A 25,594-nucleotide genomic window follows, 5' to 3' on the forward strand; every position below is an offset into this window, starting at 1 on the left:
AAATCCCACTTATTTGCGTCTACAGCCAGATTTTGACGTCAAATTCTAATTAGTTGCGACGCTCCATCCCATCATTTGCACATTAGCCCCATCATAAATGCTTACTAATGACAATTCGTTGAATCTCGCTGGTGCCTTCGTAAATCTCCGTTATTTTTGCATCCCGGAAGAATCGTTCAACCGGATAGTCCTTTGTATAGCCATAGCCGCCGTATACCTGAATCGCTTCGGTTGCGACCTCTACCGCGGTTTTAGATGCGAATAGCTTTGCCATGGACGCTTCTTTAGCACAAGGCAGTCCTTGCTCCTGTAAAAATGCTGCGCGGTAGACGAGTAGTCTTGACGCTTCCACAGCTGTTGCCATATCTGCGAGCTTAAAACCAACACCTTGCAAGGATGCGATTGGCTTTCCAAATTGATAACGATTCTTTGAATACTCAACTGCGTGTTCAAGAGCAGCCTCCGCAATTCCTAGAGCCTGAGCAGCAATGCCAATCCGGCCGATACTTAGATTCGCCATGGCGACCTTAAATCCCTCGCCTTCAAGCCCCAGCACGTTTTCAGCTGGCACCTTTACATCCTCGAATGTGATTTGAAGGGTCCGCGAACCATTGAGCCCCATTTTATGCTCATCTTTTCCGAATACAAAGCCAGGGGTACTTTTTTCAACAATAAATGCCGTGATTCCCTTGCTGCCAGTCTCAGCAGGATTTGTTCGGGCAAACACAATATACACATCCGCTTCGCCACCATTTGTGACGAAAACCTTTGAACCATTCAGTACATAATGGTCACCCTGCTTTACAGCCCTTGTTTTTAAGCTAGCAGCATCTGAGCCAGCGCTCGGTTCGGTGAGACAAAAAGCGCCAAGATATTCGCCACTGGCAAGCTTCGGAATGTATTTTTGCTTTTGCTCCTCTGTACCAAAATATAAAATCGGATGCGTACCAACAGAGGTATGAACGGATAAAATAACCCCGATTGTCGCGCTCACCTTAGAGAGCTCATTGATCGCGATGATATAAGATGTAAAATCCATCCCAGCACCGCCATATTTTTCAGGGGTCGTAATCCCCATTAAACCGAGAGCCCCCATTTTTGAAAGGATTTCTCGTGGAAACTCCCCATTTTCCATACGCTCTATAAATGGCGTAATTTCCTCTTTGGCAAAATCACGGACCATTTTTCGCATCATTGCTTGTTCTTCTGTAAAATGAAAATTCATGCTGCTTCCCTCCAATGTGGGATCTTGATGATATGGGTTGTTTGTAAGAGTTGTCACTCCGCTTCACCCCTATCCTTCGTAAGTGTAGAAACCTCGACCTGATTTTTTACCTAACCAACCTGCTTTCACGTATTTGCGAAGCAATGGACATGGTCTGTATTTGTCATCGCCAAAGCCCTCGTGAAGGGTTTCCATAATATAAAGACATGTATCAAGTCCGATAAAATCAGCTAGTGTTAGTGGTCCCATCGGGTGATTCATACCAAGCTTCATCACTTCATCTATTGCTTCTTTTGTGGCAACACCTTCATAAAGGGTGTAAATCGCTTCATTGATCATCGGCATCAAAATGCGGTTGGACACAAATCCAGGGAAGTCATTCACCTCTACTGGAACCTTATTTAACGTCTTTGTCATGTCTTCAATGACTTGATAGACTTCATCGGCAGTCGCTAAGCCGCGAATAATTTCGACTAATTTCATAACTGGAACTGGATTCATAAAATGCATGCCAATTACTTTTTCAGGGCGCTTTGTTGCCGCTGCAATTTCTGTAATTGGAAGAGAGGAAGTATTTGTTGCTAAAATAGCGTTCTGAGGTGCAATTTCATCTAGTTGTGAGAAAAGCTTTGTTTTCACGTCCATATTTTCAACGGCCGCTTCGATGACAAGGTCGACATCACTTGCATTATTTAGATCAAGTGATGGCGTAAGTCTTCCTAAAGTCGCTATCTTATCTTCTTCACTCATACGCCCCTTATCAACTTGACGGGTAAGATTTTTCGTAATTGTAGCAAACCCGCGGTCTACGTATTCTTGTTTTAAATCGTGAAGCTTGACACCATAGCCTGCCATTGCACAAACCTGTGCAATCCCTGAGCCCATCTGTCCCGCACCAATAACCATTACCTTTTGTACTTTCATTTAACATACCTCCTATTAATCAAATGCGCCTTGGCGTATTTGCGCCCAGATTTTTAGGCCCACAGGAAGTGGGTCATAAAGACGTTGCCACAGGATGTGGCGATTTTAGTCTTTAATCTTATTGCTCGAAAAACTCCTCTAAAAAATCTGAGGCATCCGCCGGAGGCTTTAACTTTTTCAGCCAGGTTTTAAACCACCTCTGAATTGATTACTCTTCTACACCAATCCCATTACCTAAAAAGGTAGGTACCTCTGCTGAATAAAGTTATACTTGAACCATGATTGCGTCACCTTGGCCTCCACCACTACAGATGGCTGCAATCCCAATGCCGCCGCCACGACGTTTTAATTCATGAATAAGTGTAATGATGATTCTGGCCCCACTAGCACCAATTGGATGACCAAGTGCTACTGCCCCACCGTTAACATTGACTTTTTCAGGGTCAAGATTAGCAATTTTCCCACTCGTTAATGCCACTGCAGCAAAGGCTTCATTGATTTCAAACAAATCAATTTCCTCGACTGTTTTTCCTGTCTTTTTTAATAATTCATTAATGACAAGTCCTGGAGTTTTCGGGAAGTCCTTTGCTTCAACCGAAATGGCAGCATGGGCTAGTATTGTTGCAAGAGGTACTTTTCCTTCTTGTTTTGCTCGCTCTTCGCTCATCAGAACAAGAGCTGCCGCTCCATCATTCACACCAGGCGCATTTCCAGCTGTGAGTGTGCCGTTAGCGTTAAACACTGATTTGAGCTTTGCTAATTTTTCAAGTGTTGTGTCCGCACGTGGCGCTTCGTCTTGGTCAATAACTGTAACCGCACCTTTACGTCCTTTTACTTCTACTGCCACAATTTCTTCAGCAAGCTTACCTGACTCTATCGCCGCAATCGCCCGCTCGTGACTGCGAAGTGCCCACTTATCTTGCTCCTCACGTAAAATGTCTAGTTCTGATGCTACCTCGTTGCCGTAAGTACCCATATGAACACCTTGAAAGCTACAGGTTAAGCCATCATGAACCATTAAGTCCTTTAAACTCGCATCTCCCATTCGTAGTCCGAAGCGTGCTTTCGGTAAAAAGTAAGGCGCGTTACTCATAGACTCCATACCACCTGCAACAATTACTTCTTCATCACCAGCACGGATGATTTGATCAGCAAGTGTGACACTGCGAAGCCCTGATGCACACACTTTATTGATGGTTTCTGTTTTCACTTCCCACGGGATTCCCGCATTTCGTGCTGCTTGACGTGAAGGTATTTGTCCCTGACCCCCCTGTAAAACCGACCCGAAGATGACTTCATCCACAGTTTCACCTTTGATTCCAGCTCGCTGTAAGGCTTCCTTAATGGCAATTCCCCCAAGCTCAGATGCTGTTAACGAGCTAAGACTTCCCCCTAATTTTCCAAATGGGGTACGAACTCCACTGACAATGACCGTTTTTCCCATGCTCCATCCTCCTTGATATTGAGTTAAGAATTAGCTAATTTGAACATGCATTTCGGTTTGAATCAACATTCTTCATGACTTTCATGTTTTCGTTACCTTTTGCTCTCGTCGGTCTAAAATCGGGTATGATTCCCTTGTTTTCGTTACTCTTTTGTTCTCATCTACCTCTAATCTGGCACGATTAGCAAAATCGGTAACCGCTTACATTAATCCGACTGAACGCTCGCTCGGAACTCATGGAAAGAAGGAGGCGTACGAACGTACACCTCTTTTTCTCTTATTCTATTTATAAAAGATTAAATGTTTCCTATATTCCTATTTTACAACATCAATAGTGGAAGATAAATCATAATTTTCCATTATGATGCAATTTCTTTTTGTTCCCCCACTACTGATCTTTCAAGGATTTCTGCAATATCGTATGTGCCAATTTGGTCTTCGACTTCCTTCGCCTTTGTACCATCGCTTAGCATGGTTAAGCAGAAAGGACAACCGGAACCAATTGTAGTTGGGTTCACGGCAATCGCTTGCTCCGTTCTTGCTACGTTAATGCGGGTTCCTGTGTCTTCTTCCATCCACATTAGACCGCCACCTGCGCCACAGCACATTCCTTTTTCACGATTGCGTTCCATTTCAACAAGCTTGACACCTGGAATTTGGTTCAGAATTTCTCGAGGCGGGTCATATACATCATTGTAGCGTCCTAAATAACAGGAGTCATGCCATGTAATGACTTCGTTCACCGCGTGTTTCGGAACCAATCTGCCCTCTTTTACAAGGTCGTATAAGAGCTCTGTATGGTGGAAAACCTCTACACCCTCAAGCCCCATATCCGGGTACTCATTTTTGAAAATATTATAGGCATGTGGGTCGATTGTAACAATCTTCTTCACTTCTGCCTTTTCAAATTCAGCGATATTATTGGTCGCAAGCTCTTGGAATAAAAACTCGTTTCCAAGTCGACGTGGTGTGTCACCTGAGTTTTTCTCCTTGTTTCCTAAAATCGCAAATTTCACACCCGCTTCATTCATCAGCTTTGCAAATGAAAGGGCGATTTTTTGGCTTCGGTTGTCAAATGCACCCATAGAACCAACCCAGAAGAGGTATTCAAATTCCTCGCCTGCTTTTTTCACTTCTTTTACAGTCGGTACATGAACATCGTCACGGACTTCACGCCAGTTTTCTTTTTCCTTCCGGTTGAGGCCCCATGGATTTCCTTGACGCTCGATATTCGTCATCGCACGCTGCGCATCAGCATCCATTTTTCCTTCTGTAAGAACTAAATAACGGCGTAAATCAATGATTTTATCGACGTGCTCATTCATAACAGGACATTGGTCTTCACAGTTACGGCAAGTCGTACATGCCCAAATCTCTTCTTCTGTGATGACATCGCCAATTAAGCTTGGGCTATAAGCTAATTCTGCCGTTGCAGCCGTTTCATTCGCGCCTTGACTTGCGGATGCTAGTGCAAGCTGATTTCCTTTTGTATGGTTAAAAGCAACTGCCGGTACCCATGGGACACGCGAAGTCACAACTGCACCGGTTTCAGTTAAGTGATCTCGTAATTTCACAATCAAATCCATTGGTGAAAGCATTTTTCCAGTGCCTGTTGCTGGACACATATTCGTACAGCGACCACATTCCACACATGCGTAGAGGTCAACTAATTGTGTTTGCGTAAAGTCTTCAATTTTCCCAACCCCAAAGGTTTCCTGTGTTTCATCCTCGAAATCAATTTTTTCAAGCTTTCCTGGGCTTGTTTGTCTGCTTAAGTACACATTCGCAGGCCCCGCAATTAAGTGCGCGTGCTTCGATTGAGGCACATAGACAAGGAAGCTTAACAGGAAGAGTAAGTGAATCCACCAAGCGATATAGAAAAAGACAATCGCAGCTGTTTCATTAAGTCCGCCTAATGCAAGTGCAATGACGGATGCGATGGGCTCAGTCCATGTGGCTTCATGGCCATGCCAGACGATTCCAGCACCGTTCCCAAGTAAAACAGAAAGCATTAAGCCTCCAATAAATAAAAGGACAAGACCTGATTTAAAGCCTCTTTTTAGCCTTACAAGCTTTTCTACATATCGGCGATGGAATGCCCATACGACCGCGACTAAAATCATAAATGTGACGAGTTCTTGGAAAAAGGTAAAGCCTGGATACAATGGTCCAAGAGGCAGATGGGAGCCCGGCTTTAGGCCTTTCCAAATAAAATCAATTGCACCAAATTGGACTAGAATAAAACCATAGAAGAACATGACATGGATAATTCCACTCTTTTTATCCTTTAAAAGCTTTTTCTGTCCGAAGACATTGATCCAAATCCGCTCCAGACGTTCCTTTACTTTCCCATCAAATTCGACTTTTTTACCGAGCTTGATATAAGCAATTCTTGTTTTAATGAGGTATACAAAAAGATAAATGGCGTAAGCGGTTACAGTAAGGAATGCAAGAAGATTTATAACCAAGAGGATATTCATGTTTAAGCTCCTTTCTAAAGGGTATTAATTTTCTGACTATATAGTTCATATATCCATTATATTATGAATGAGCATTCAGTCAATCTTTTTCTTTCCAAATCTGAAATAATCATTCTAATTTTCGTGTAAACTAAGTGAACGCCAATATAGGAGGGGTAAATTTGTTGCGCATAATCTTCTGGATTGTCCTTATTATCATTATTCTATTACTGTTACTCCGCCTTGATTACAGTCTCGGAAGAAAAAGTCATTTAAAAAAACAAGTTGATGATGAGTTTCCATTGCGAAATAGTGACGTGGCTCTTTATGCAACGGGTAATTCTCTCTTCACCGATCTTTTTACAGACATTCAAAACGCAACCGAACATATTCATGTCGAGTTTTATATTTTGAAGGACGATGACATCAGTAAGGAGTTTGTTTCCCTTTTAACGAAAAAGGCCGAGCAAGGGGTTAAAGTCCGGCTCCTTCTGGATTGGGTTGGTGCCCACGGGGTTACGAAGGACATGGAAAATGACCTGACTCGCTCAGGAGTTTCATTTGCCTATAGTAATAAGCCTAATTTCCCTTACTTTTTTTACAAACTAAATGCACGAAATCATCGGAAAATTTCTGTCATTGATGGAAAAGAAGGTTATATTGGTGGATTCAATATCGGAAAAGAGTATCTTGGAAAGGATCCGAAATTTGGTTTCTGGCGCGATTATCATTTGAAGCTAACTGGTGAAGGAGTCGCGGACCTGCAGACACAGTTTTTAGAGGATTGGTATAACGCCACGAAGGAAGCCATTTCAAATCGTGACAGCTATTTTCCGCCGCTCCCTAAAGGAAAGTCGCAAACGAGATTTATTTCAACAAACGGTGCTCATCTTGAGGATGATTATATCAGTATGATCAAGCAAGCCGAACATGAGATTATCATTGGCTCTCCTTACTTTGTGCCAAGTGATCAGCTTAAACAGGAATTGATTGCCGCTACGAAACGCAATGTAGAGATCCGTGTTCTTTTACCGAAAAAGCCGGATCATCCTCTTGTCAAAGAAGCCGCCATTCCCTATATGGATGAACTCTCAAAGATTGGGATTCAGTTTCATATGTACACGAGGGGCTTTTACCACGCAAAGGTGATTTGTATCGATGACAAGCTTTGTGACATCGGTACCGCCAATTTCGACAAAAGAAGTCTTTATTCGAATTATGAAATCAATTGTTATATCCATGACAAAGAAGTCATTCAAGAGGTCAAAAATATGGTGCTCAGTGATTTCGAAACTTCAAAAGAGCTAACCCGCGAACGAATTGAGGAACTAAAGTCGGAAAATAAGTTTAAAATTAAGTTCGCAACGTGGATTTCCCACTTTTTATAGGGCGATGGCGTGGAATATACTGTCACTAACAAAAATTGACGCCCGCCCGGGAGTAGGTTACTGCCGCTATTTTAAATTAACTGCCACTAACTAATGAGGCACCCGTTCGCACGGGTGCCTTTTATTTCGGACCAAATTGAATGAGTGGTGCGATCCATTGGAACAATTTAAATCCCAAATAAATCCCGATAATTCCAGTAACGCCTGCAAGTGCTGGTGGTGCTGGGATTGGTAATTTTAATAAAGCAAATAAAAATCCTACAACTAGACCCGTGACCAGGGCCAAGATAACCTCTTTCATGTATGTATCCTCCCTTTTACATTATATTTCCCAACAAAAAGGCCCTCTACTCAAGTGAGGGCCTCATCATTTAGTTTACATTTTCTCAGGTGCAGATACACCGATTAATTGTAATGAGTTTTTTAATGTAATTTGAACGGCCTTCATTAGCGCAAGGCGTGCTTTTGTTTTTTCAAGATTGTCTTGGTCAAGCACTTTCTCGGCATTGTAGAAGCTATGAAGTGCAGCCGCTAGTTCATTGACATAGTTTGTGATACGATGTGGAATTCGCTTTTCAGCTGCTTCTGTTACAGCTGCCGGGAACTCCCCAAGCTTCTTCAACAGGTCAACTTCTTTTTCGGAGTTGATATGTTCGAGCGCATAGTTTCCGTCTAAGGCAATCTTCATTTCATCGCCTGAACGGAGCATGCTGCATACACGCGCATGTGCGTACTGCGCATAGTACACAGGGTTCTCATTTGATTGGGACACAGCTAAATCAAGGTCAAAATCAAGATGTGTATCCGCACTTCTCATTGCGAAGAAGTAGCGCACCGCGTCTAACCCAACCTCTTCAATCAATTCACGCATCGTAACAGCCTTACCGGTACGCTTACTCATCTTCATTTTTTCACCATTTTTAAACAGGTGAACGAGCTGAATGATTTCTACCTCAAGTGTTTCTTTATCATAGCCTAATGCCTGAATCGCAGCCTTCATACGCGGGATATAACCATGATGGTCAGCACCCCATACGTTGATTAATTTTTCGAAGCCACGCTCAAGCTTGTCCTGATGGTATGCAATATCAGGAGTTAAATACGTATAAGAGCCGTCATTTTTAATTAACACACGGTCCTTATCGTCACCGAAAGTCGTTGAACGGAACCAAGTAGCGCCATCCTCTTCATAAATATGACCAGCTTCACGAAGCGCATTAAGTGCTCGGTCAATTTTTCCGTTATGGTATAGAGAAGTCTCAGAATACCATACATCAAAGCGAACTCGATACTCTTCTAAATCCTTTTGAAGCTTCTCCATCTCATATTTCAAGCCATACTCACGGAAAAAGTCGAAGCTTTCGTTTTCATCCATGTGGACATATTTATCGCCAAATTCTTCAGCAAGTCGCTTTCCAATACCTACGATATCTTGTCCATGGTACCCGTCCTCAGGCATTTCAGCTTCCTTGCCAAGTGCTTGCATGTAACGAGCCTCTACAGACTTCGCTAGATTATTGATCTGGTTACCTGCATCATTTATATAATATTCACGGGATACCTCATAACCCGCTTTTTGTAAAATATTACTTAAAGAATCACCAACCGCTGCTCCACGAGCATGTCCAAGGTGAAGGTCACCTGTTGGGTTTGCCGAAACAAACTCGACCTGTACTTTTTGTTTATTGCCTACTGTTGTTTCACCGTACGCGTCACCTGCTGTTAAAATCGCAGGAATTAAATCGGTTAAATAAGAGTTGTTCATATAAAAATTGATAAATCCTGGTCCTGCAATTTCAATTTTTTCAATGGATGCTTTTGATTTATCGAAGTTGGCAACGATGTCTTCAGCAATCATACGAGGTGCCTTTTTTGCCACACGTGCAAGCTGCATCGCCATGTTTGTCGCATAATCCCCATGTGCCTTATCCTTTGGCAGCTCCAACACAACTTCAGGAATTTGGTCTTCCGTAGCTAGTCCAGCTTTTAAAGCTGCATCTTTAATTTCCGCTTTCAAGCGCTCTTTTACTTGATCAACAACATTCATCTAGTTTCGCTCCTTAAATGTAATGGTTATCTTATGTAATCCTGACTTTTCACCATGAAGTGAAAGCTCATATGCTAAAAATAACGTCCCTTTTCGAGAGTTTTTGTACCATTTGAATTCGATATTATTCGTTTTTGTCTTGAGGTCAAACGTTCCAAGCTGGTTTTGAAAAGAACCGTTCGTGGTTTCATTTTTTCGGTAGACTTGCCTCATCTTCACCTGTCCCGAACGAAGGATGAGTACTTCTTTTTCCGAGATTTTGATGACCGTTTTAACCGTACCTGCTTCTTGCTCTTCATCAAACTGCAAGTACGTATTATTACCCTTTATGTAGTATAGACCATTTGCGTCAAAAGCAACATTTTCTTTACGCAGGCCTTCCTTAATTTCAGTTACAAATTTAAGTGTAATGGGAGTTCCAGTACTCATGTCTACACATCCTTACAAATCCTTAACTTTACTAGTATACGGCATTTAGTAAGGGGATTTCAAATTAAAAAAGAAAACTCGGCCTAGGCCGAGTAAGAGAAGTGTTTTAGGAGGATTATTGCTTAGTAACTTTGACGTTTATGAAGATATTGATGGCAAAAAGGATGATTGCCAGAGTAGTAACTGTACCACCGATTGCAATGGCAGGCTCAACTGCTGGATTGCCAAGCAGTAACATCGTGAGTCCAATCATCATCACCGGCAAACCAATGTTATGAAGCCAAAAATGGATCTTTCCAAGCTTTGATTCTCCCGCCTGAGGGAATAAATAATAGACAATTCCCGCCAGCCCCATAGACGCCCAGCCCAGTAAGTTAATATGAACATGAACTCCTGTTAGGGTGTACGAGTGTGACATTGACATACCCATCCCGATTAAAACACCAATCACAAAATACAATGCCGCCATTTTCAAAAAACGAACCCCGACCATCGAACTCCCCCTTTATTAGGTGAAAATGTAGTTCAAATGTATTATATTCACGTAAGCAAAAAGAATTGTCATACTTGTTAAAATATATTTCGCGCGGGGCTTTGGTCACATAAAAGCAAAACGGACAAGCTTCAAAGCCGCTTGTCCGTTTCATCATTAATGTAGTACTGGGTAACCAAGTTTTTCAATGGTTTCTGTGATTTGTTCTTTAGTGACTCGATTAGAATCAAATGTAGCCTTCACTTTACTTGAGTTAAATAATACTTTTGCTTCTTGTACACCTTCCATTTTTCCAACCTTTGATTCAATCTTTTTAATACAAGATGGACAAGTAAGCGGTTCTAATTGTAATTTAATGGTTTCCATTTTAACCTCTCCTTTTCTTTTTCTATACTTATTGTAAGATGGTTTTTCATGTCATTCTTTGACCTGGGTCAAATTTTAGACAGTTGCTACCTGTAAGCCGTGTTCCTTCTTCATTGTTTTGCGGTTGAATCCCATTAATCTCATCGCGTTCAGGATAACTAATAGGACACTTGCTTCATGGATGAACATGCCAGATGCGAGATGAACAGTTCCCATAAGTACCCCGGTTAAGAGTACAAAGGCAATGCCAACTGCAAAGAAGGTGTTTTGTTTCATGTTGCGGATGGTTGCTTTCGATAAGGAGTAAGCGTGTGAAAATTGCATGAGCTTATCCGCCATTAACACGACGTCTGCTGTTTCCATCGAAATATCTGTACCGCCTTCACCCATGGCGAGGCCGATATCTGCAGTTGCGATTGCAGGAGCATCATTGATTCCGTCCCCTGCCATGGCTACGACACGACCTTCTGCTTTTAATTTTTTTACGTATTCCACTTTATCTTCCGGAAGCAGCTCTGCATGGAATTCATCCAAGCCTAAGGTAGTCGCAACAAGTTCTGCAGTATGCTTATTATCACCAGTGAGCATGACGATTTTCTTAATGCCGTTTTTTCTCATCTGGGCAAGTGCTCTTTGCGCATCTTCACGAATTTGGTCCGCGATTGAGAAAATGCCTGCGATCTTGCCATCAACACTAGCAAAAATGGCAGTATTACCAGCTCTTTCTCGGTCAATGGCATAGGCTCCGACGTTTTCCGGAACTTCGATACCCTCTGACTCCATCAGTTTCCGATTTCCAATTGCAAGGATATGTCCTGCTACTTTTGCCCGGATCCCATTTCCTTTAATGACTTCACCTTCTTCTGGTTCAATCTCTAAAGCTAGTTTTCTCGCTTTCACTTCTTTTACAATCGTCTGTCCCAAATGGTGCTCTGAAATAGTTTCTGCTTGGGCAACGAGCGGTAATAATTCATTTGTTTCAAAGTCCCCGAACGTCTTAATATCTGTTACTTCTGGTTTCCCTTTCGTTAATGTCCCCGTTTTATCGAAAACGAGGGTGTCTACTTTCGAGAAGATATCCATAACCTCTCCACCTTTGACCAAGACACCGTTTTTCGCTCCATTTCCGATTCCAGCAACATTTGAAACCGGGGCTCCAATTACTAGTGCACCAGGGCAAGCGATGACAAGGAAGGTAATCGAGATATGGAGATCTCTTGTGAACAGATAGACAATGACGGATAAAACAACGACAGCCGGTGTATAGACATTCGCAAATTTATTAAGGAATTTTTCAGTCTTTGATTTAGATTCCTGTGCTTCCTCCACTAGTTCGATAATTTTGGCAAAAGTCGTATCGTCTCCCACCTTTTCTGCGATCAATTCAATATAGCCATTGTCGACGATGGTTCCGCTGAATACTTTGTCTTCTATTTTCTTGGTAGCCGGTACAGATTCACCTGTAACTGCTGCCTCATTTAGTAAAGCCTGACCTGAAACGATTTTGCCATCGACCGGAACCTTTCCACCAGAGCGGATAATCACTCGGTCCCCGACAAGCACCTCTTCAACTGGGATCGTAACTTGGCTGCCCTCTCGGACAACAATTGCTTCCTGTGGCGCCATGTCAACTAGGTCTTTTAGCGAAGAACGTGTTTTCTCCAACGTCCGCGCTTCTAAATAATCACCGAATAAAAACAGGAAGGTAACGACGGCTGATTCTACAAATTCACCGATGAACAAAGCACCAATAACAGCGATTGTGACGAGCAATTCAATGCTGAATGCTTTCATTTTTAATGCTTGAAATGCTTTTATGAAGATCGGGATTCCCGCGATGACCGTCACAATAATAAGTGAAGCCGATTTTACCAAGTCAAATCCTGTTAAGTGAAAAATCAATGCTAGAACAAGCAATGCTCCTGAAATAGCAGTGATCTTTGTTTTTTGTCGATTTATCCAATTAATCATTTTATCCTCTCCTTTCCTTCTATACCTTTATAATAAAAGGAAGTCGTGATAAACTATTTGACCCACGTCAAAATTAGAAAAACTCCCCAAACCGACTTGGCTTGGGGAGTCCTAAAGCAAAAAAGGTCATGGACTCATCTTTCAAATCCATGACCTTTCGTATTATTTTTGAATCCATCCTAAAATCATTTCGCGAATCAACTTACTTGCCGTATTTGCGGTTTGTTCAGACGCATCATAAATGGGTGCTACCTCCACCAAGTCAGACCCAACCACTCGAATATCTGACTTTGCAATTTCATGGATGGCGCCAAGTAGCTCTTTAGACGTAATTCCACCAGCATCCACTGTACCCGTTCCCGGTGCATGGGCAGGATCCAACACATCAATATCAATCGTTACATATACAGGTCGGCCCGCTAACTTTGGCAGGACCTTTTTCAATGGCTCTAGCACTTCAAACTTTGAAATATGCATCCCGTTTTCCTTCGCCCATTGGAATTCTTCTTTCATCCCTGAGCGGATTCCAAATGAAAAGACATTTTCCGGTCCAATCAATTCCGCGATTTTACGAATGGGTGTTGAGTGGGAAAGTGCCTCTCCCTCGTAATTCTCGCGTAAATCGGTATGGGCATCCATATGAATAATCGCTAGATCTGGGTACTTTTTATAAACAGCCTTCATTACTGGCCAAGATACGAGATGCTCGCCGCCCATGCCAAGTGGATATTTTCCAGCTGCTAAAACCTGATCCACAAAATCCTCAATCATATCAAGGCTGCGCTGCGGGTTTCCGAATGGTAACGGAATATCCCCCGCATCGTAATATTTTACTTCATCTAGCTCTTTATCAAGGTATGGACTATACTCCTCAAGTCCAATCGATACCTCACGAATTCGCCCTGGGCCAAATCGTGAACCTGGACGGTAGCTTACTGTCCAGTCCATTGGCATACCATAAATGACGGCTTCGCTCTCCTCAAAATTCGGGTGGCTTTTGATAAACACATTTCCTGAATAAGCTTCATCAAATCTCATCGAAAATCCCCCAATTATTTCGTTAAGTCAGCAACAAATTTTGGCAATACAAACGCTGCTTTATGGATTTCTTTTGTGTAGTATTTTGTCTCAATCTCATGGAAGCGATCGTTGCTTACCTCTAATGGATCGTATTTTTTCGAACCGATTGTGAATGTCCATAGACCACTTGGATAGGTTGGGATATTCGCAAGATAAAGACGTGTGATTGGGAAGATTTCCTTTACATCGCGTTGCACGTTACGGATTAAGTCCGGTGTGAACCATGGGTTGTCTGTTTGCGCAACAAATACGCCGTCTTCTTTTAATGCTTTTGAAATGCCTGCATAAAAGCCTTTTGTGAAGAGATTTACCGCTGGACCTACAGGCTCAGTAGAGTCAACCAAAATTACATCGTATTCATTTTCACTTTTTGCGATATGCATGAAGCCATCGTCAACCTTCACATCCACGCGTGGGTCTTCAAGCTTACCTGCAATTTCAGGTAGGTATTTCTTTGAATACTCGATTACTTTTCCGTCAATATCAACTAAAGTCGCCTTTTTCACACTTGGGTGCTTTAACACTTCACGAATTACCCCACCGTCACCGCCACCAACGACTAGTACGTTTTCAGGATTTGGGTGTGTAAATAACGGTACATGCGCGACCATCTCGTGGTACACGAACTCGTCGACTTGAGTGGTCATCACCATGCCATCAAGTACGAGCATATTGCCAAATTCCTCCGTTTCGATCATATCAAGCTTTTGAAACTCTGTTTGTTCTGTATGTAAGGTTTGTTTAATTTTTGCTGTAATACCAAAGCTTTTTGTTTGTTTCTCCGTAAACCATAATTCCATGTTCATAACATCCTTTCGATTGAAAAATTCAGGGATTCTATCCCTTTATCGTTCCCTATTCCCTCAAAAAAATTGATGTTTTTGCCTTGTTTTCCAAATAGGCAAAAGTTGATGGATTTGCCTTGGCACATACGTAATGCAAGCTTCCGGATTTCTCTCAACTCAAAAAAGTATAGAGGAAACCAGCCAAAATGCAAGAAAATTTTTCATCTTTTAGTAAATATATGTTTAAAACAGCGGTAATCCTTTAATACTGATTGATATATGCCTGTGAAAAAGGTGATAGATAGAGATCTCAGATAGAAAAAGAGAGAGGTGAACCCTGTGGAACTGATTACAAATGATCGATTAAAAATCGCGTTAAAAATTTTGCGCGCTTGTCTTTTCATTGGCTTAATAGGTTGTACCCTTGTGGCAGTTGGAGTTTTAGGCGTACTTTCCTATGCAAAAACCCAGGGGGCACCTCCTCTTGCCGTTCCTTTATCGACCTTATTTTATGCCGAGGATGGAACTTTAATCGGGGAAGAACGCCATCAAGGGGAAACCCGTTATTGGGTATCGCTCGATGATATGTCTGAGGCAGTTATTGGCGCAACGGTATCGATTGAGGACCGAAACTATTTTGACCATCATGGTTTTGATTACAAGCGAATCGGCGGTGCCATCATTGCCGACATTAAAGCAATGGCAAAGGTTCAAGGGGCGAGCACGATTACTCAGCAATATGCACGGAACCTTTTTTTAGAGCATGAAAAAACATGGAACCGAAAACTCACCGAGGCCCTTTATACCATTCGACTTGAACTAAACTATTCCAAAAAAGAGATATTAGAAGGCTATTTAAATACGATTTATTATGGACATGGTGTCTATGGAATTGAAGCAGCTGCTAATTACTATTTCGGAAAAAGAGCGAGCGAGCTTTCATTGGCAGAGGCATCCATGCTTGCAGGAATCCCAAAGGGTCCAACACATTACTCTCCTTTCGTAAATGAGGAAAAAGCAAAACAGCGTCAACAGGTTGTGCTCCACTCAATGGTTGAAAATGGCGTCATTTCAAAAAAGACCGCTGAGCAAGCTCGTGGAGAAGAACTCAGCTTTACAGGTAACAAAGTAGTTGGACGCGAGGACATTGCTCCTTATTTTCAGGACGTTGTCAAAAAGGAACTTCACTCAAAATTGAAGCTTGACCAAGAAACGATTGAAACGGGCGGCTTACGTGTCTACACGACACTCGATCCTAAGTTGCAAGAAATCGCAGAAGAAAAAGTCGCAAACTTTATAAAAGAAGATTCCGGGATTCAGCTTGGCTTTGTTGCGATGGATCCGAAAAATGGTGAGGTGCGGGCTTTAATTGGCGGGCGAGATTACGAGGAAAGCCCATTCAATCGGGCGACTCAGGCGAAACGTCAGCCTGGTTCAACCTTTAAGCCATTTTTATATTACGCCGCACTTGAAAAAGGCTATACACCGTCCACACAAATCCGTAGCGAACTTACAACGTTTTCGTATGATGCTGATCGTTCGACCTATACACCACGGAATTATAAAAATTACTATGCCAATGATTCAATTACCTTAGCCCAGGCAATAGCCTTATCCGACAATGTGTATGCCGTGAAAACACACCTCTTCCTTGGTGACGGTGAGCTTGTTGACATTGCGAAAAAGGTAGGAATTCAAAGTAAACTTAAGGATGTGCCTTCACTTGCGTTAGGTACTTCTGGTGTAAGCGTACTTGAAATGGTCAATGCTTACGCTACATTTGATAATGGCGGGATACGTCATAAGCCCATTTTCATCACTAAGGTTGAAAATTACAAGGGCGAGGTCATCTATGAAAATACCCCAAAACCTAAAAAGGTGCTTGATGAGGATCTCGCTTTTGTGACGACACAGCTGATGACAGGGATGTTTGATGAAAAATTAAATGATTATACAGCTGTAACAGGATCAAACATTAGTGATAAATTAACCCGCTTTTACGCTGGAAAATCGGGTTCAACTGAAACGGATAACTGGATGATTGGATACTCGCCTCAGCTCGTTGCCGGCATCTGGACTGGATATGACAATAATGAACAGCTGACGATTGTCGAAGAAAACCAATATGCAAAAAATATTTGGGCCGGGTTTATGGAGGAAGCCCACAAGGGCATTGCACCAAAACCGTTTAAACCGACAAAAGGTGTTGTCGGGGTGTATGTAAATCCAGACACAGGCTTGCTTCCAACAAAGGATTGCCCTGTTTCTAGGCTAACCTATTATAAAAAGGGAACCGAACCAACGGAATATTGTTCGAAAAATGTGGAAGATGGGAAGAAACAAAATCCAAAGAAAAAGGAAGAAAAAGAGAAGAAAGGCTTCTTTAAGCGGATGTTTGATTGGTTCTAATGAGACAGAGGGTTCCTTGTCTTCGTGAGGTGCATGAATTGCTTATGAAGGACTTTTCGAAGGTGTTTTTCACCCTAATTGGGCTTCATCACCCTTATGAAGACCTTTTCGGAGGTGCCCTTCACCCTAATTGGGCTTCATCACTCTTATGAAGACCTTTTCGAGCGTGTTTTTTACTCAAATTGGGCTTCATAATCTTACTAACGCTCATGAATCGCAACTTCCTGTGATTCAAAAAAACGAAACCCCCAGGCTGTGTAGGGCCTGGGGGTTTCTGTGTCCTAGTTTCAATGTGTGTACATTGTAAATTTAGTGTACTTTATTTTGTTAAAAAAGCTCAAGCTTTAGTACGTTTGTTCACCAAAATGTCACAATTAGAAGAGCTCTATTCCACCTTTAGCCCCTCTTTTAACTCATCACTGGAATTATCCCAAATTTCTTTGTTGTGATTGATTAGGAAGTCCGACAATAGCTTCTTTGATTTATCGTCCATAAAATCAACCATAATATGGCGTTTTAACGATTTATCCATTTTGTTCACATGCTCTGGCAGCGATTTGTAGCCACGGCGAATGGAACGATCCACTGTCATTTCACAAGCGGTAACACCCGCGTAATAAGGACCCTCTTCCTTTCGATCGATTGTGACCCAAACTAGCCAAAACGGCTTTCCATTTGGAACATCTTCTTTATTTGGCAGAAACTTAATCCCTTTTTCAACAACGCTTCTCGCATGCATTGCACCGACATCAACGAAAACATCCTCATCTTCTACATCAATGAATACGGGTGAAATATTTTCGAGGCTAAGCGCCCCAATTCCATAGCCTTTATGACCATCTGTTGGATCATTTTTAATAATATTAAAGGCAACCTTTTTCTTTTGTTGATCCACCATACATCCACCTTTCCCTTTTTACTCATTACCGACTATTTTATCATATGACTGCCTGATTTTATAATTGGAGGATTGGTCGGAAAATCATGACTAATATATCCGTGACGGCGTAGACCCCTCCGTACAATAACGGAAACAAAAACCGATCGCCGAGCGGCGTAATAACCAATACTAAAAAGAGTACAATCCCAAGGCCCTCGTACTGTGTTAGTCTAGGGCGAATCCGTGCTGGTACCAGGTCCTCTATAATGCGGTACCCGTCAAGCGGCGGAAACGGTAAAAGGTTAAAAATGAACAACACGATGTTCAGTCGTACAAATAGGTTAAAGAATGTCTCAAAACCTTCTCCTATGCCTTGTGGAATGGCTGCAAACACACCTACTCGAATTAGGATAATATAAATGAGCAATGCTAGTGCTGCAACGACTAGGTTGCTTAAAGGGCCTGCAACTGAAACAAGGATTCCAGCAAGCCTTGGCTTTTTAAAATGAAACCGATTCACTGGCACAGGTCGTGCCCAGCCAAAACCTGCAAGAAAAATTAGAATGGTACCAAACGGATCCAGGTGGGCAATCGGGTTCAATGTCAATCTCCCTTGCCTTTTCGCTGTATCGTCTCCAAACTTATATGCCACATACGCATGCGCGAATTCATGGACTGTAAATGCCACGAGTAGAGTAATGACTACGTAGGGTATTAAAGCTAAATCAAATGCTAAATATCGACTGATTTGTTCCACCGAATTTCTCCTTTTTCTAGAAAAGTTACTATTTTCAGTATACAATATTCGTAAAGCTTTAGAAATCATAGATTGGAGAGATCAATTGTGCCATACGTAACAGTCAAAATGCTAGAAGGACGCACTGAAGAACAAAAAAAGGCGCTCGTTGAAAAAGTAACAGCTGCTGTTTCTGAAACAACTGGAGCATCAGAAGAAAAAATTGTTGTTTTCATTGAGGAAATGACAAAAAACCATTACGCAGTAGCCGGCAAACGTTTAAGCGATCAAGAATAGCATGTGTAAAACCCGTGGTAAACAAACCACGGGTTTTCATTTTTATAAAAACTTTATGTTCAATTACCAGCATCATTTTTATATAATGATACCAATCACATGAAAATCTAAGGGGATAGGAAAATGGAGAACTTTTATCTGTTTGTCTTTATGTGTATTTTGCTCATTATTTTACCTGGTCCGGATACTGCTATTGCCACAAAGAATACTCTCACGATTGGAAGAGTCGGGGGTCTGAAAACAGCTTTAGGGACTTGTTGCGCCCTTCTTATTCACACATCAGCTGCTGTATTAGGCCTTTCAGCGATTATTGTAAAGTCTGCAGTCTTATTTTCCATTTTCAAATACGTCGGTGCTATTTACTTAATTTATCTGGGTGTTAGGACATTATGGGCGTTACGGAAAAAGGAGGTGGCAGCAAGCGTTGAGATGAACACGAGTACTAAGTTTGAAAACACATCTTGCTTTAAACAAGGTTTCCTAACAAATCTCCTAAATCCAAAAGTTGCTGTCTTTTTCTTAACCTTTTTACCACAATTCGTGGATGCTGGAAGCACTACCTTTCTACCGTTTCTTCTCATGGGCTTCACCTATACAGTCTTGACTGCCATATGGTTTTTCCTTTATGTTTATTTACTCAATCAAATTAGTACTTTTATGAAAAAACCGAAAGCCCAAAATCTGATTGAAGGAATTACAGGCACAATCCTAATTGGCTTTGGTATCAAATTGGCTTTAGAAAAAGCCCATCATTAGAATTTCAAAAGGAGGATTGTCCAACATTTGAACAATCCTCCTTTTTTTATACCCTTAAGGATCCACGGAAGCCCCTAGCTGCATAGTAGGAGTCTGCTCCGTTATGGTACATAAAGACAGTGTCATACCGGCGATCACAAAAGATGGCCCCACCGAGTTTTCTAATATGTGCAGGTGTTTGCACCCAGCTTGATGTTTTCAAATCGAATTGATCAAGCTCCTGTAATGAGCGATATTGCTCTTCTGATAAAAGTTCAATCCCCATGTCAGTTGCCATATCGATCGCACTATTCTCTGGTTTGTGCTTTTTTCTGGATTCTAGTGCTTCACGGTCATAACAAACACTTCTGCGCCCTTTAGGACTTTCTTTTGAGCAATCAACAAATATGTATTCATCTTTCTTTTCATCATAACCTACAACATCAGGTTCGCCTTCCGTTCTCTCCATCTCTTGAAGCGACCACAGTTTTTCAGGATTTGCTTCGAGCTTTGCCTCCACCTTCGCCCATTCTACCTCTTCATGACGATGTATGTTTTTCTCAAATCGGGCTTTCAATGCTTTTAACAATTCTTCACGCTGTACTACAGATAACTCCTTTTTACTTGTCACGTTTTTTCCTCCTAATTGATCGTTACGTTTTGAATATAGTTTAAGTATATCCTACCTTATATGTTTCTTAACTTTTAACGTTCAGTTTAAATAGGGCCTTATTTTTTGGGAACACTACCACCGAGGTGGTTCAAATGTTAAAAAGTATCTTGTTTTCTATTTTTATTTTTCTTCTGTTATCTACAGGGGCAGGGGCCGAAACAAACCAGAATATCCAAATTTTCGATATAAACCAAGATAGGGTTGTAAAACACATGCCGATTAATACAGATATCCAACAAAAAGTCTTGAGCTTTCTTGAAGATATTAATGGTGTATATGTTAAATACAATCCGATTCCAAAAGAAGGGACCATGATCCGGATCCCTTTAGAGCCTAATATCATGGTGAGAAACCAATGGTTTGATGATCTTGTAGATGAAGTAACCATTATTTTCACCGATCAAGAAAATCCCTATTTAATGGTGTTTGATGATGAAAACAAACCATATTTCCTCACATTTCAAGGTGACACAGTAAAACTGTTGACATTATTAAACTTTATCCAAACAGCCTAACAGAATTTCACGTATGTCTTGCAGTCTGGAACGAAAACGAATATTATAGAAAAGGTTTCTTAAATCGTTCGCCTTTTGGGAGGTACACTTACAATGTTTAAATTAGCAGAATTGAATACAAATGTAAAAAAAGAAGTTCTTGCAGGGATTACGACTTTTTTAACAATGGTGTATGTAGTTGTTGTTAACCCTGTTATCCTCTCAGATGCAGGTGTTCCGTTTGAGCAGGTATTTTTAGCAACGATTATCGCGACTGTTGTCGGAACACTTTGGATGGCACTATTTGCAAATTATCCGATTGCAATTGCTCCTGGAATGGGTCTAAATGCCTTTTTTGCCTATTCGGTTGTGGGAGCCAATGAAAATATCACGTACCAGACAGCATTTGCTGCTGTATTTGTCGCTGGTATCATCTTTGTCATTTTATCATTAACGCCGTTTCGGGAAAAATTAATTGAGGCGATTCCACCAAATCTAAAGCATGGAATTACAGCAGGAATTGGGTTATTTATTGCCTTTATCGGACTAAGGCTTACTGGAATCATTACCGCTCACCCAACCAATTTAGTGACACTAGGTGATTTACATTCGCCACCTGTCATATTAGCACTCGTTGGATTAGCCATCACCCTCATTCTCATGGCACGCAACATAAATGGTGCCTTATTTTTCGGGATGATTATCACTGCACTTATTGCTTATTTTACTGGACAGCTTGAGTTTAAAGAAGGATTCGTGAATACACCAACACTGCCTGAAGGTTTAATTATCGCAAATCCAGTTGTTGCATTTGGTGATGTCATTCAGTACGGACTCTATGCGGTCGTCTTCTCATTTTTACTTGTTACGATTTTTGATACAACAGGTACGATGATTGGGGTTGCCGAGCAAGCTGGGCTTATGAAGGGGAATGTGATGCCGCGTGCTAGACAGGCCCTACTTGCAGACTCAGTCGGTACAACAGTTGGTGCGATGTTTGGGACAAGCCCCACTAGTGCCTATATTGAATCGTCAACAGGTGTAGCTGCAGGCGGACGTACCGGGTTAACCTCTGTAACGGTGGCGATTCTTTTCATTCTAGCGGCCTTTTTCGGACCATTAGTGAGCGCTGTTTCAGGGATTGCTGCTATTACAGCGCCTACCTTAATCATTGTAGGATCCTTGATGATGGGAAGCATTAAAGACATCAGATGGAATGAAATCGATGAGGCCTTCCCTGCATTTTTAATCATTTTAAGCATGCCGCTGACATCAAGCATTGCAACAGGGATTGCTTTAGGCTTTATTTCATACCCTCTCATGAAAGTTGTCAGAGGAAAATGGAGAGAAGTTCACCCACTCGTTTACCTGTTTGCGGTACTGTTCTTCTACCAACTCGCTTTTCTACCGCATTAACCAAGCAGACTACGAAAAAACTCGGCAGACCTTGAGCTGCCGAGTTTTCTTTAATGTTTTACTATATTACGAAGAGAATCAATATATTGATAGGCCTCTTCTACCTCTTCGTCTGTATAACGTTGCTTTGCTTTAAGAGTAAATATCTTCTCTTTGACCTCGTCTTTTTCAAGTCCCTCAAAATATAAAACAGTGGATACAAGCTCCAAAAAGCGTGCAGACTGGCTATTTAGCGCCTGCATACAGTCATTAAGTGGTGGCATGTCCAACTGATAGTGGCCTAAAAACTGCTCCCCTTTTTCCGTTAAAGAATAACGATACTGATAATAGCCGCCTTTTTTCTCTTTAACCTCGTCTAAAAATCCTAGGTTGCAAAGCTCTTCTACACGTACTGTGAGTTCCTCTGAGTAAGGGCCGTAAAAATGGAAGTTATACTTTTCGTAAAATGGATAATCTATTTTTTTCGCGATATATATCATTTTTTGTAATTTTTTTCGACCTGTAATTTCCCCAGCAGCAGCGAATGCCTTCATTACTTTTGCATGTTCTGTTAACAAAACCCCTTCATCTCCTCACCAAACTTATATACCTAGTACTTCTTTTATATTGTGTTTGACTTTATCTGGTAGTTTTTCAATCATATCTTGTGGAAAATAAAGCTTATGGTCGGTTCGCCTTTTACCGGAAATGGCATCTACAATTTCAGACTGCCTTGATAATTCGCGAATCTCGCCATTTGGCATCAATAGATTAATCGGAAGTCGTTCCTCTTCCTCACCTGGCCGGTAAAAATCATATGGCAAATCAGACGATGAATCGACCACTAAATAATATCTTGGGTCAATCCCCGCATCCTCAAACAGCGTTTTTAGCTCCATCATCTTCATCATTTGTGTACTTGGATCAAACTCCACATATTTAAACAGATTGCGATTAAGAAAACGACGACATAAATCACTTAATATCGCATCATCTTCATCCTGCCAAGCTTGAAAATAGAAGGAAATAATGCCTTCATCTAGCTTCACATAATCCTTTAATGTTAACGTATCTTCAAAAATGGAAATAAAATGGACAGGGGCCGTTTGAAATTCGTAGTTTTCCTTATACAGCTGTTTCGCGCGATGGAGAATCTTTGATAAAATGACCTCTGCACTCCGTGTAACTGGGTGAAAATAGATCTGCCAATACATTTGGTATCGACTCATGATGTAATCTTCAACCGCATGCATCCCGCTGCTTTTAAAGACAACCTGATCTTCACGTGGTCTCATGACACGCAATATTCGCTCCATGTCAAAATTTCCGTAACTAACGCCCGTATAATACGCGTCACGCAATAAGTAATCCATACGGTCTGCATCAATTTGACTGGAGATCAGACTCACAACTAATTTATTTTTATATGTTTTTGCAATCACTTCGGCCACTTTTTTCGGAAAATCATCTCCAACTTGCTTAAGGACTCGATTTACCTCCGTGTCTCCAACGATAATTGCTTGTGTAAATTCTTCATGATCATAATGGAATACTTTCTCAAATGAATGTGAAAATGGTCCGTGGCCAAGGTCATGCAGAAGTGCTGCACTTAAGGCTAATAGGCGTTCTTCTTCGGTTAACAATGGTTTTTCACGAAACACATCATCAATAATTCTTCGGACAATTTCATATACACCTAATGAGTGGTTGAAACGACTATGCTCCGCCCCATGAAAAGTAAAATAAGTTGTTCCTAATTGGCGAATTCGACGTAGTCTTTGAAACTCCGACGTTGCAACGAGTTCCCAAATCACTCGATCCTGAACATGTACGTAGCTATGTACAGGGTCTTTAAAAACCTTTTCTTCACTTAATTTCCCATTGGAATTTGTCATGTATTCAACCTCTTCCATACTGGCATGCTATTATTATATCTATTTATCTTTGACAAAAAAACCTAAAATTCTCCATAAATCGGCTTTAGCCAAGTATATCAAGGGCTGGAAAATTTTTCGACATGAATGAAAGTTTCGAGGAAGAGTTTGGAAACTCCTGCTTGAAGAGCATAAAAAATCACCTTTTCTCTTAGGTGAGAAAGGCGATATTAGTCCATTTTTAGCTTCTTTTTAATCTTATCGATTAATTCATCTTCTGTTGGAGCTGATACTGGACGGTTGTTGACAAATGCGAATGATTTTTTTCTGCCTGGTCCACAGTATGATTGGCAGCGAATGTCAATTGTTGCCTCTCCATCAACTTCTTTTAGACGTGGCACTAAGGTTTGAATAGTCGTTGCCTGGCAATCATCACAAATACGAAATTCGTTTGCCATTTTGCGTACAATCCCTTCATCATGTAATTCAAATTCGTTCAATATGTTGACCGGTCATGGTTAATATGCCGATAGCTAATTCATTTCACTACACGGTATTTTACTCTTCCCCTATAGTATTTGCAAGGGAACGAAACAAGTTTCAAAAAATCTCCACAAGTACGAGTTTGCGATTTTAAAATAAATAAGTCTATTATCCTTTTATGTTTTTGGTATAAAGTTCGAAACAATTGACCAATATATGTAATAACCTAACGCAACTATTAACGTATATATTGGGAGATGAATGAAAATGAAGGAAAGACAAGACGCTTGGACAGAGGAAAATGATCTTTTATTAGCTGAAACTGTACTGAAACATGTGAGAGAAGGAAGTACTCAATTGAATGCATTTGAAGAGGTTGGTGACAGATTAAATCGTACGTCAGCAGCATGCGGATTCCGCTGGAACGCAGTTGTCCGCCACAGTTATGAGAAGGACCTGCAGCTTGCGAAAAAACATCGGAAACAACGCCAGCGTGCACTAGGTAAGAATCAACCGGTGAAAAAGCAGCTATTGTATACACCACCAACTCCAAGTCTCGAAGAATTTGCGGATGAGTTCCCGCTATTTCCATCTGAATCTACTAGTGTTCGTCAAGAAGTGAAGACGCCACAATACTCTACTGCTAGACCAACATTGACGATGGATTCAGTGATTTCCTACCTTCAATCCATGGGCAACACAAATCTCGGAATTGAAGCACTGAAATCCGAGAATGAGAGATTGAAAAAAGAAAAGAATGAGATACTTCGTAAAAATGAAGAACTCGAAAAGAAAATTGCACAGCTTGAACAAAGCGCAGTGAACATTCAAGAGGACTACGAAACATTGATGAAGATCATGAACCGTGCCCGAAAACTTGTCTTATTTGAAGACGAAGAGCGCCCAGCCACTACCTTTAAAATGGACCGTAACGGGAATTTGGAAAAAATGGCGGAATAAATTAGAGGAACCCCTGACTGTTTGTTACCAGACAGTTCAGGGGTTTT

25 protein-coding genes are annotated in these 25,594 nt (G+C 41.3%); 7 read left to right on the forward strand and 18 right to left on the reverse strand.

Annotated features, from left to right (window positions below):
- Positions 1-91 precede the first annotated feature (91 nt).
- The 4 genes from V7138_RS02990 to V7138_RS03005 all read right to left on the reverse strand — a co-directional run bounded on the left by V7138_RS02990 (position 92) and on the right by V7138_RS03005 (position 6,073).
- Positions 92-1,225 carry an acyl-CoA dehydrogenase gene (locus V7138_RS02990; protein WP_335394138.1) on the reverse strand — a complete coding sequence of 378 codons (1,134 nt, stop codon included), beginning with the start codon at positions 1,223-1,225 and terminating at the stop codon, positions 92-94.
- Positions 1,226-1,294: 69 nt separating this feature from the next.
- Positions 1,295-2,149: a 3-hydroxybutyryl-CoA dehydrogenase gene (locus V7138_RS02995; protein ID WP_335394140.1), complete on the reverse strand. Its 855-nt coding sequence runs from the start codon at positions 2,147-2,149 to the stop codon at positions 1,295-1,297.
- A gap of 265 nt (positions 2,150-2,414) precedes the next feature.
- A complete protein-coding gene (locus tag V7138_RS03000) occupies positions 2,415-3,593 on the reverse strand; it encodes an acetyl-CoA C-acetyltransferase (RefSeq protein ID WP_335394142.1) in 1,179 nt (392 codons plus the stop codon).
- A 359-nt stretch (positions 3,594-3,952) separates the two neighbouring features.
- On the reverse strand, positions 3,953-6,073 hold the full coding sequence (locus V7138_RS03005) for a (Fe-S)-binding protein (protein WP_335394145.1): 2,121 nt from the start codon (positions 6,071-6,073) through the stop codon (positions 3,953-3,955).
- A gap of 161 nt (positions 6,074-6,234) precedes the next feature.
- Here V7138_RS03005 and cls point away from each other — a divergent pair, with 161 nt between their 5' ends.
- Positions 6,235-7,440 (forward strand): cardiolipin synthase, encoded by a 1,206-nt coding sequence (cls, locus tag V7138_RS03010; RefSeq protein WP_335394147.1) that lies wholly within the window; start codon positions 6,235-6,237, stop codon positions 7,438-7,440.
- A gap of 121 nt (positions 7,441-7,561) precedes the next feature.
- On the opposite strand, the gene V7138_RS03015 is transcribed toward cls, so the two are convergent.
- The 8 genes from V7138_RS03015 to speE all read right to left on the reverse strand — a co-directional run bounded on the left by V7138_RS03015 (position 7,562) and on the right by speE (position 14,626).
- Entirely contained in the window at positions 7,562-7,741 is a 180-nt protein-coding gene (locus V7138_RS03015) for a XapX domain-containing protein (RefSeq protein ID WP_010677237.1), read from the reverse strand.
- A gap of 75 nt (positions 7,742-7,816) precedes the next feature.
- Complete coding sequence (gene argS, locus V7138_RS03020; RefSeq protein ID WP_335394149.1) at positions 7,817-9,487, reverse strand: arginine--tRNA ligase; 1,671 nt, start codon at positions 9,485-9,487, stop codon at positions 7,817-7,819.
- Complete coding sequence (locus tag V7138_RS03025; RefSeq protein ID WP_335394151.1) at positions 9,488-9,916, reverse strand: DUF1934 domain-containing protein; 429 nt, start codon at positions 9,914-9,916, stop codon at positions 9,488-9,490. It lies immediately after the preceding gene.
- Between the two features lie 115 nt (positions 9,917-10,031).
- Positions 10,032-10,409 (reverse strand): cytochrome-c oxidase, encoded by a 378-nt coding sequence (locus V7138_RS03030; RefSeq protein ID WP_335394153.1) that lies wholly within the window; start codon positions 10,407-10,409, stop codon positions 10,032-10,034.
- A 156-nt stretch (positions 10,410-10,565) separates the two neighbouring features.
- Positions 10,566-10,775, reverse strand: coding sequence for a heavy-metal-associated domain-containing protein (locus V7138_RS03035; RefSeq protein WP_335394155.1), 210 nt, complete (start codon positions 10,773-10,775; stop codon positions 10,566-10,568).
- Between the two features lie 75 nt (positions 10,776-10,850).
- Positions 10,851-12,746, reverse strand: coding sequence for a heavy metal translocating P-type ATPase (locus V7138_RS03040; protein ID WP_335394157.1), 1,896 nt, complete (start codon positions 12,744-12,746; stop codon positions 10,851-10,853).
- Positions 12,747-12,908: 162 nt separating this feature from the next.
- Positions 12,909-13,784 carry an agmatinase gene (speB, locus tag V7138_RS03045; RefSeq protein ID WP_335394159.1) on the reverse strand — a complete coding sequence of 292 codons (876 nt, stop codon included), beginning with the start codon at positions 13,782-13,784 and terminating at the stop codon, positions 12,909-12,911.
- A gap of 14 nt (positions 13,785-13,798) precedes the next feature.
- A complete protein-coding gene (gene speE / locus V7138_RS03050) occupies positions 13,799-14,626 on the reverse strand; it encodes a spermidine synthase (RefSeq protein ID WP_335394161.1) in 828 nt (275 codons plus the stop codon).
- A gap of 324 nt (positions 14,627-14,950) precedes the next feature.
- Between speE and V7138_RS03055 the strand changes: the two genes are divergently transcribed.
- On the forward strand, positions 14,951-17,020 hold the full coding sequence (locus tag V7138_RS03055; RefSeq protein WP_335394163.1) for a transglycosylase domain-containing protein: 2,070 nt from the start codon (positions 14,951-14,953) through the stop codon (positions 17,018-17,020).
- A 385-nt stretch (positions 17,021-17,405) separates the two neighbouring features.
- Here V7138_RS03055 and V7138_RS03060 read toward each other — a convergent pair whose 3' ends face one another.
- Positions 17,406-17,918: a YwhD family protein gene (locus tag V7138_RS03060; protein ID WP_335394165.1), complete on the reverse strand. Its 513-nt coding sequence runs from the start codon at positions 17,916-17,918 to the stop codon at positions 17,406-17,408.
- Positions 17,919-17,976: 58 nt separating this feature from the next.
- Positions 17,977-18,648, reverse strand: coding sequence for a site-2 protease family protein (locus V7138_RS03065; protein WP_335394346.1), 672 nt, complete (start codon positions 18,646-18,648; stop codon positions 17,977-17,979).
- A 96-nt stretch (positions 18,649-18,744) separates the two neighbouring features.
- Between V7138_RS03065 and V7138_RS03070 the strand changes: the two genes are divergently transcribed.
- Both V7138_RS03070 and V7138_RS03075 read left to right on the forward strand, forming a co-directional pair.
- Complete coding sequence (locus tag V7138_RS03070) at positions 18,745-18,933, forward strand: 2-hydroxymuconate tautomerase (protein WP_335394167.1); 189 nt, start codon at positions 18,745-18,747, stop codon at positions 18,931-18,933.
- Between the two features lie 123 nt (positions 18,934-19,056).
- Complete coding sequence (locus V7138_RS03075; RefSeq protein WP_335394169.1) at positions 19,057-19,689, forward strand: LysE family translocator; 633 nt, start codon at positions 19,057-19,059, stop codon at positions 19,687-19,689.
- A gap of 46 nt (positions 19,690-19,735) precedes the next feature.
- On the opposite strand, the gene V7138_RS03080 is transcribed toward V7138_RS03075, so the two are convergent.
- A complete protein-coding gene (locus tag V7138_RS03080; RefSeq protein ID WP_335394171.1) occupies positions 19,736-20,299 on the reverse strand; it encodes a DUF4256 domain-containing protein in 564 nt (187 codons plus the stop codon).
- Between the two features lie 134 nt (positions 20,300-20,433).
- Here V7138_RS03080 and V7138_RS03085 point away from each other — a divergent pair, with 134 nt between their 5' ends.
- Positions 20,434-20,856 (forward strand): hypothetical protein, encoded by a 423-nt coding sequence (locus tag V7138_RS03085; RefSeq protein ID WP_335394173.1) that lies wholly within the window; start codon positions 20,434-20,436, stop codon positions 20,854-20,856.
- A 93-nt stretch (positions 20,857-20,949) separates the two neighbouring features.
- Complete coding sequence (locus V7138_RS03090) at positions 20,950-22,251, forward strand: NCS2 family permease (protein WP_335394175.1); 1,302 nt, start codon at positions 20,950-20,952, stop codon at positions 22,249-22,251.
- Positions 22,252-22,301: 50 nt separating this feature from the next.
- On the opposite strand, the gene V7138_RS03095 is transcribed toward V7138_RS03090, so the two are convergent.
- The 3 genes from V7138_RS03095 to V7138_RS03105 all read right to left on the reverse strand — a co-directional run bounded on the left by V7138_RS03095 (position 22,302) and on the right by V7138_RS03105 (position 24,562).
- Positions 22,302-22,808 (reverse strand): YwgA family protein, encoded by a 507-nt coding sequence (locus V7138_RS03095; protein WP_335394177.1) that lies wholly within the window; start codon positions 22,806-22,808, stop codon positions 22,302-22,304.
- Positions 22,809-22,832: 24 nt separating this feature from the next.
- The gene (locus V7138_RS03100) at positions 22,833-24,125 is read right to left on the reverse strand and encodes an HD domain-containing protein (RefSeq protein ID WP_335394179.1); all 1,293 of its coding nucleotides are present in this window, start codon (positions 24,123-24,125) and stop codon (positions 22,833-22,835) included.
- A gap of 209 nt (positions 24,126-24,334) precedes the next feature.
- Positions 24,335-24,562, reverse strand: a complete 228-nt coding sequence (locus V7138_RS03105; protein ID WP_335394180.1) for a DUF1450 domain-containing protein — start codon at positions 24,560-24,562, stop codon at positions 24,335-24,337.
- 292 nt (positions 24,563-24,854) lie between these two features.
- On the opposite strand from V7138_RS03105, the gene V7138_RS03110 reads away from it, so the two are divergent.
- A complete protein-coding gene (locus V7138_RS03110; RefSeq protein ID WP_335394182.1) occupies positions 24,855-25,547 on the forward strand; it encodes an RsfA family transcriptional regulator in 693 nt (230 codons plus the stop codon).
- Positions 25,548-25,594: the final 47 nt, after the last annotated feature.

Origin of the sequence: Bacillus sp. JJ1533 (assembly GCF_036965045.1) — a bacterium.
Taxonomy (GTDB): Bacteria; Bacillota; Bacilli; order Bacillales; family Bacillaceae_L; genus Ferdinandcohnia.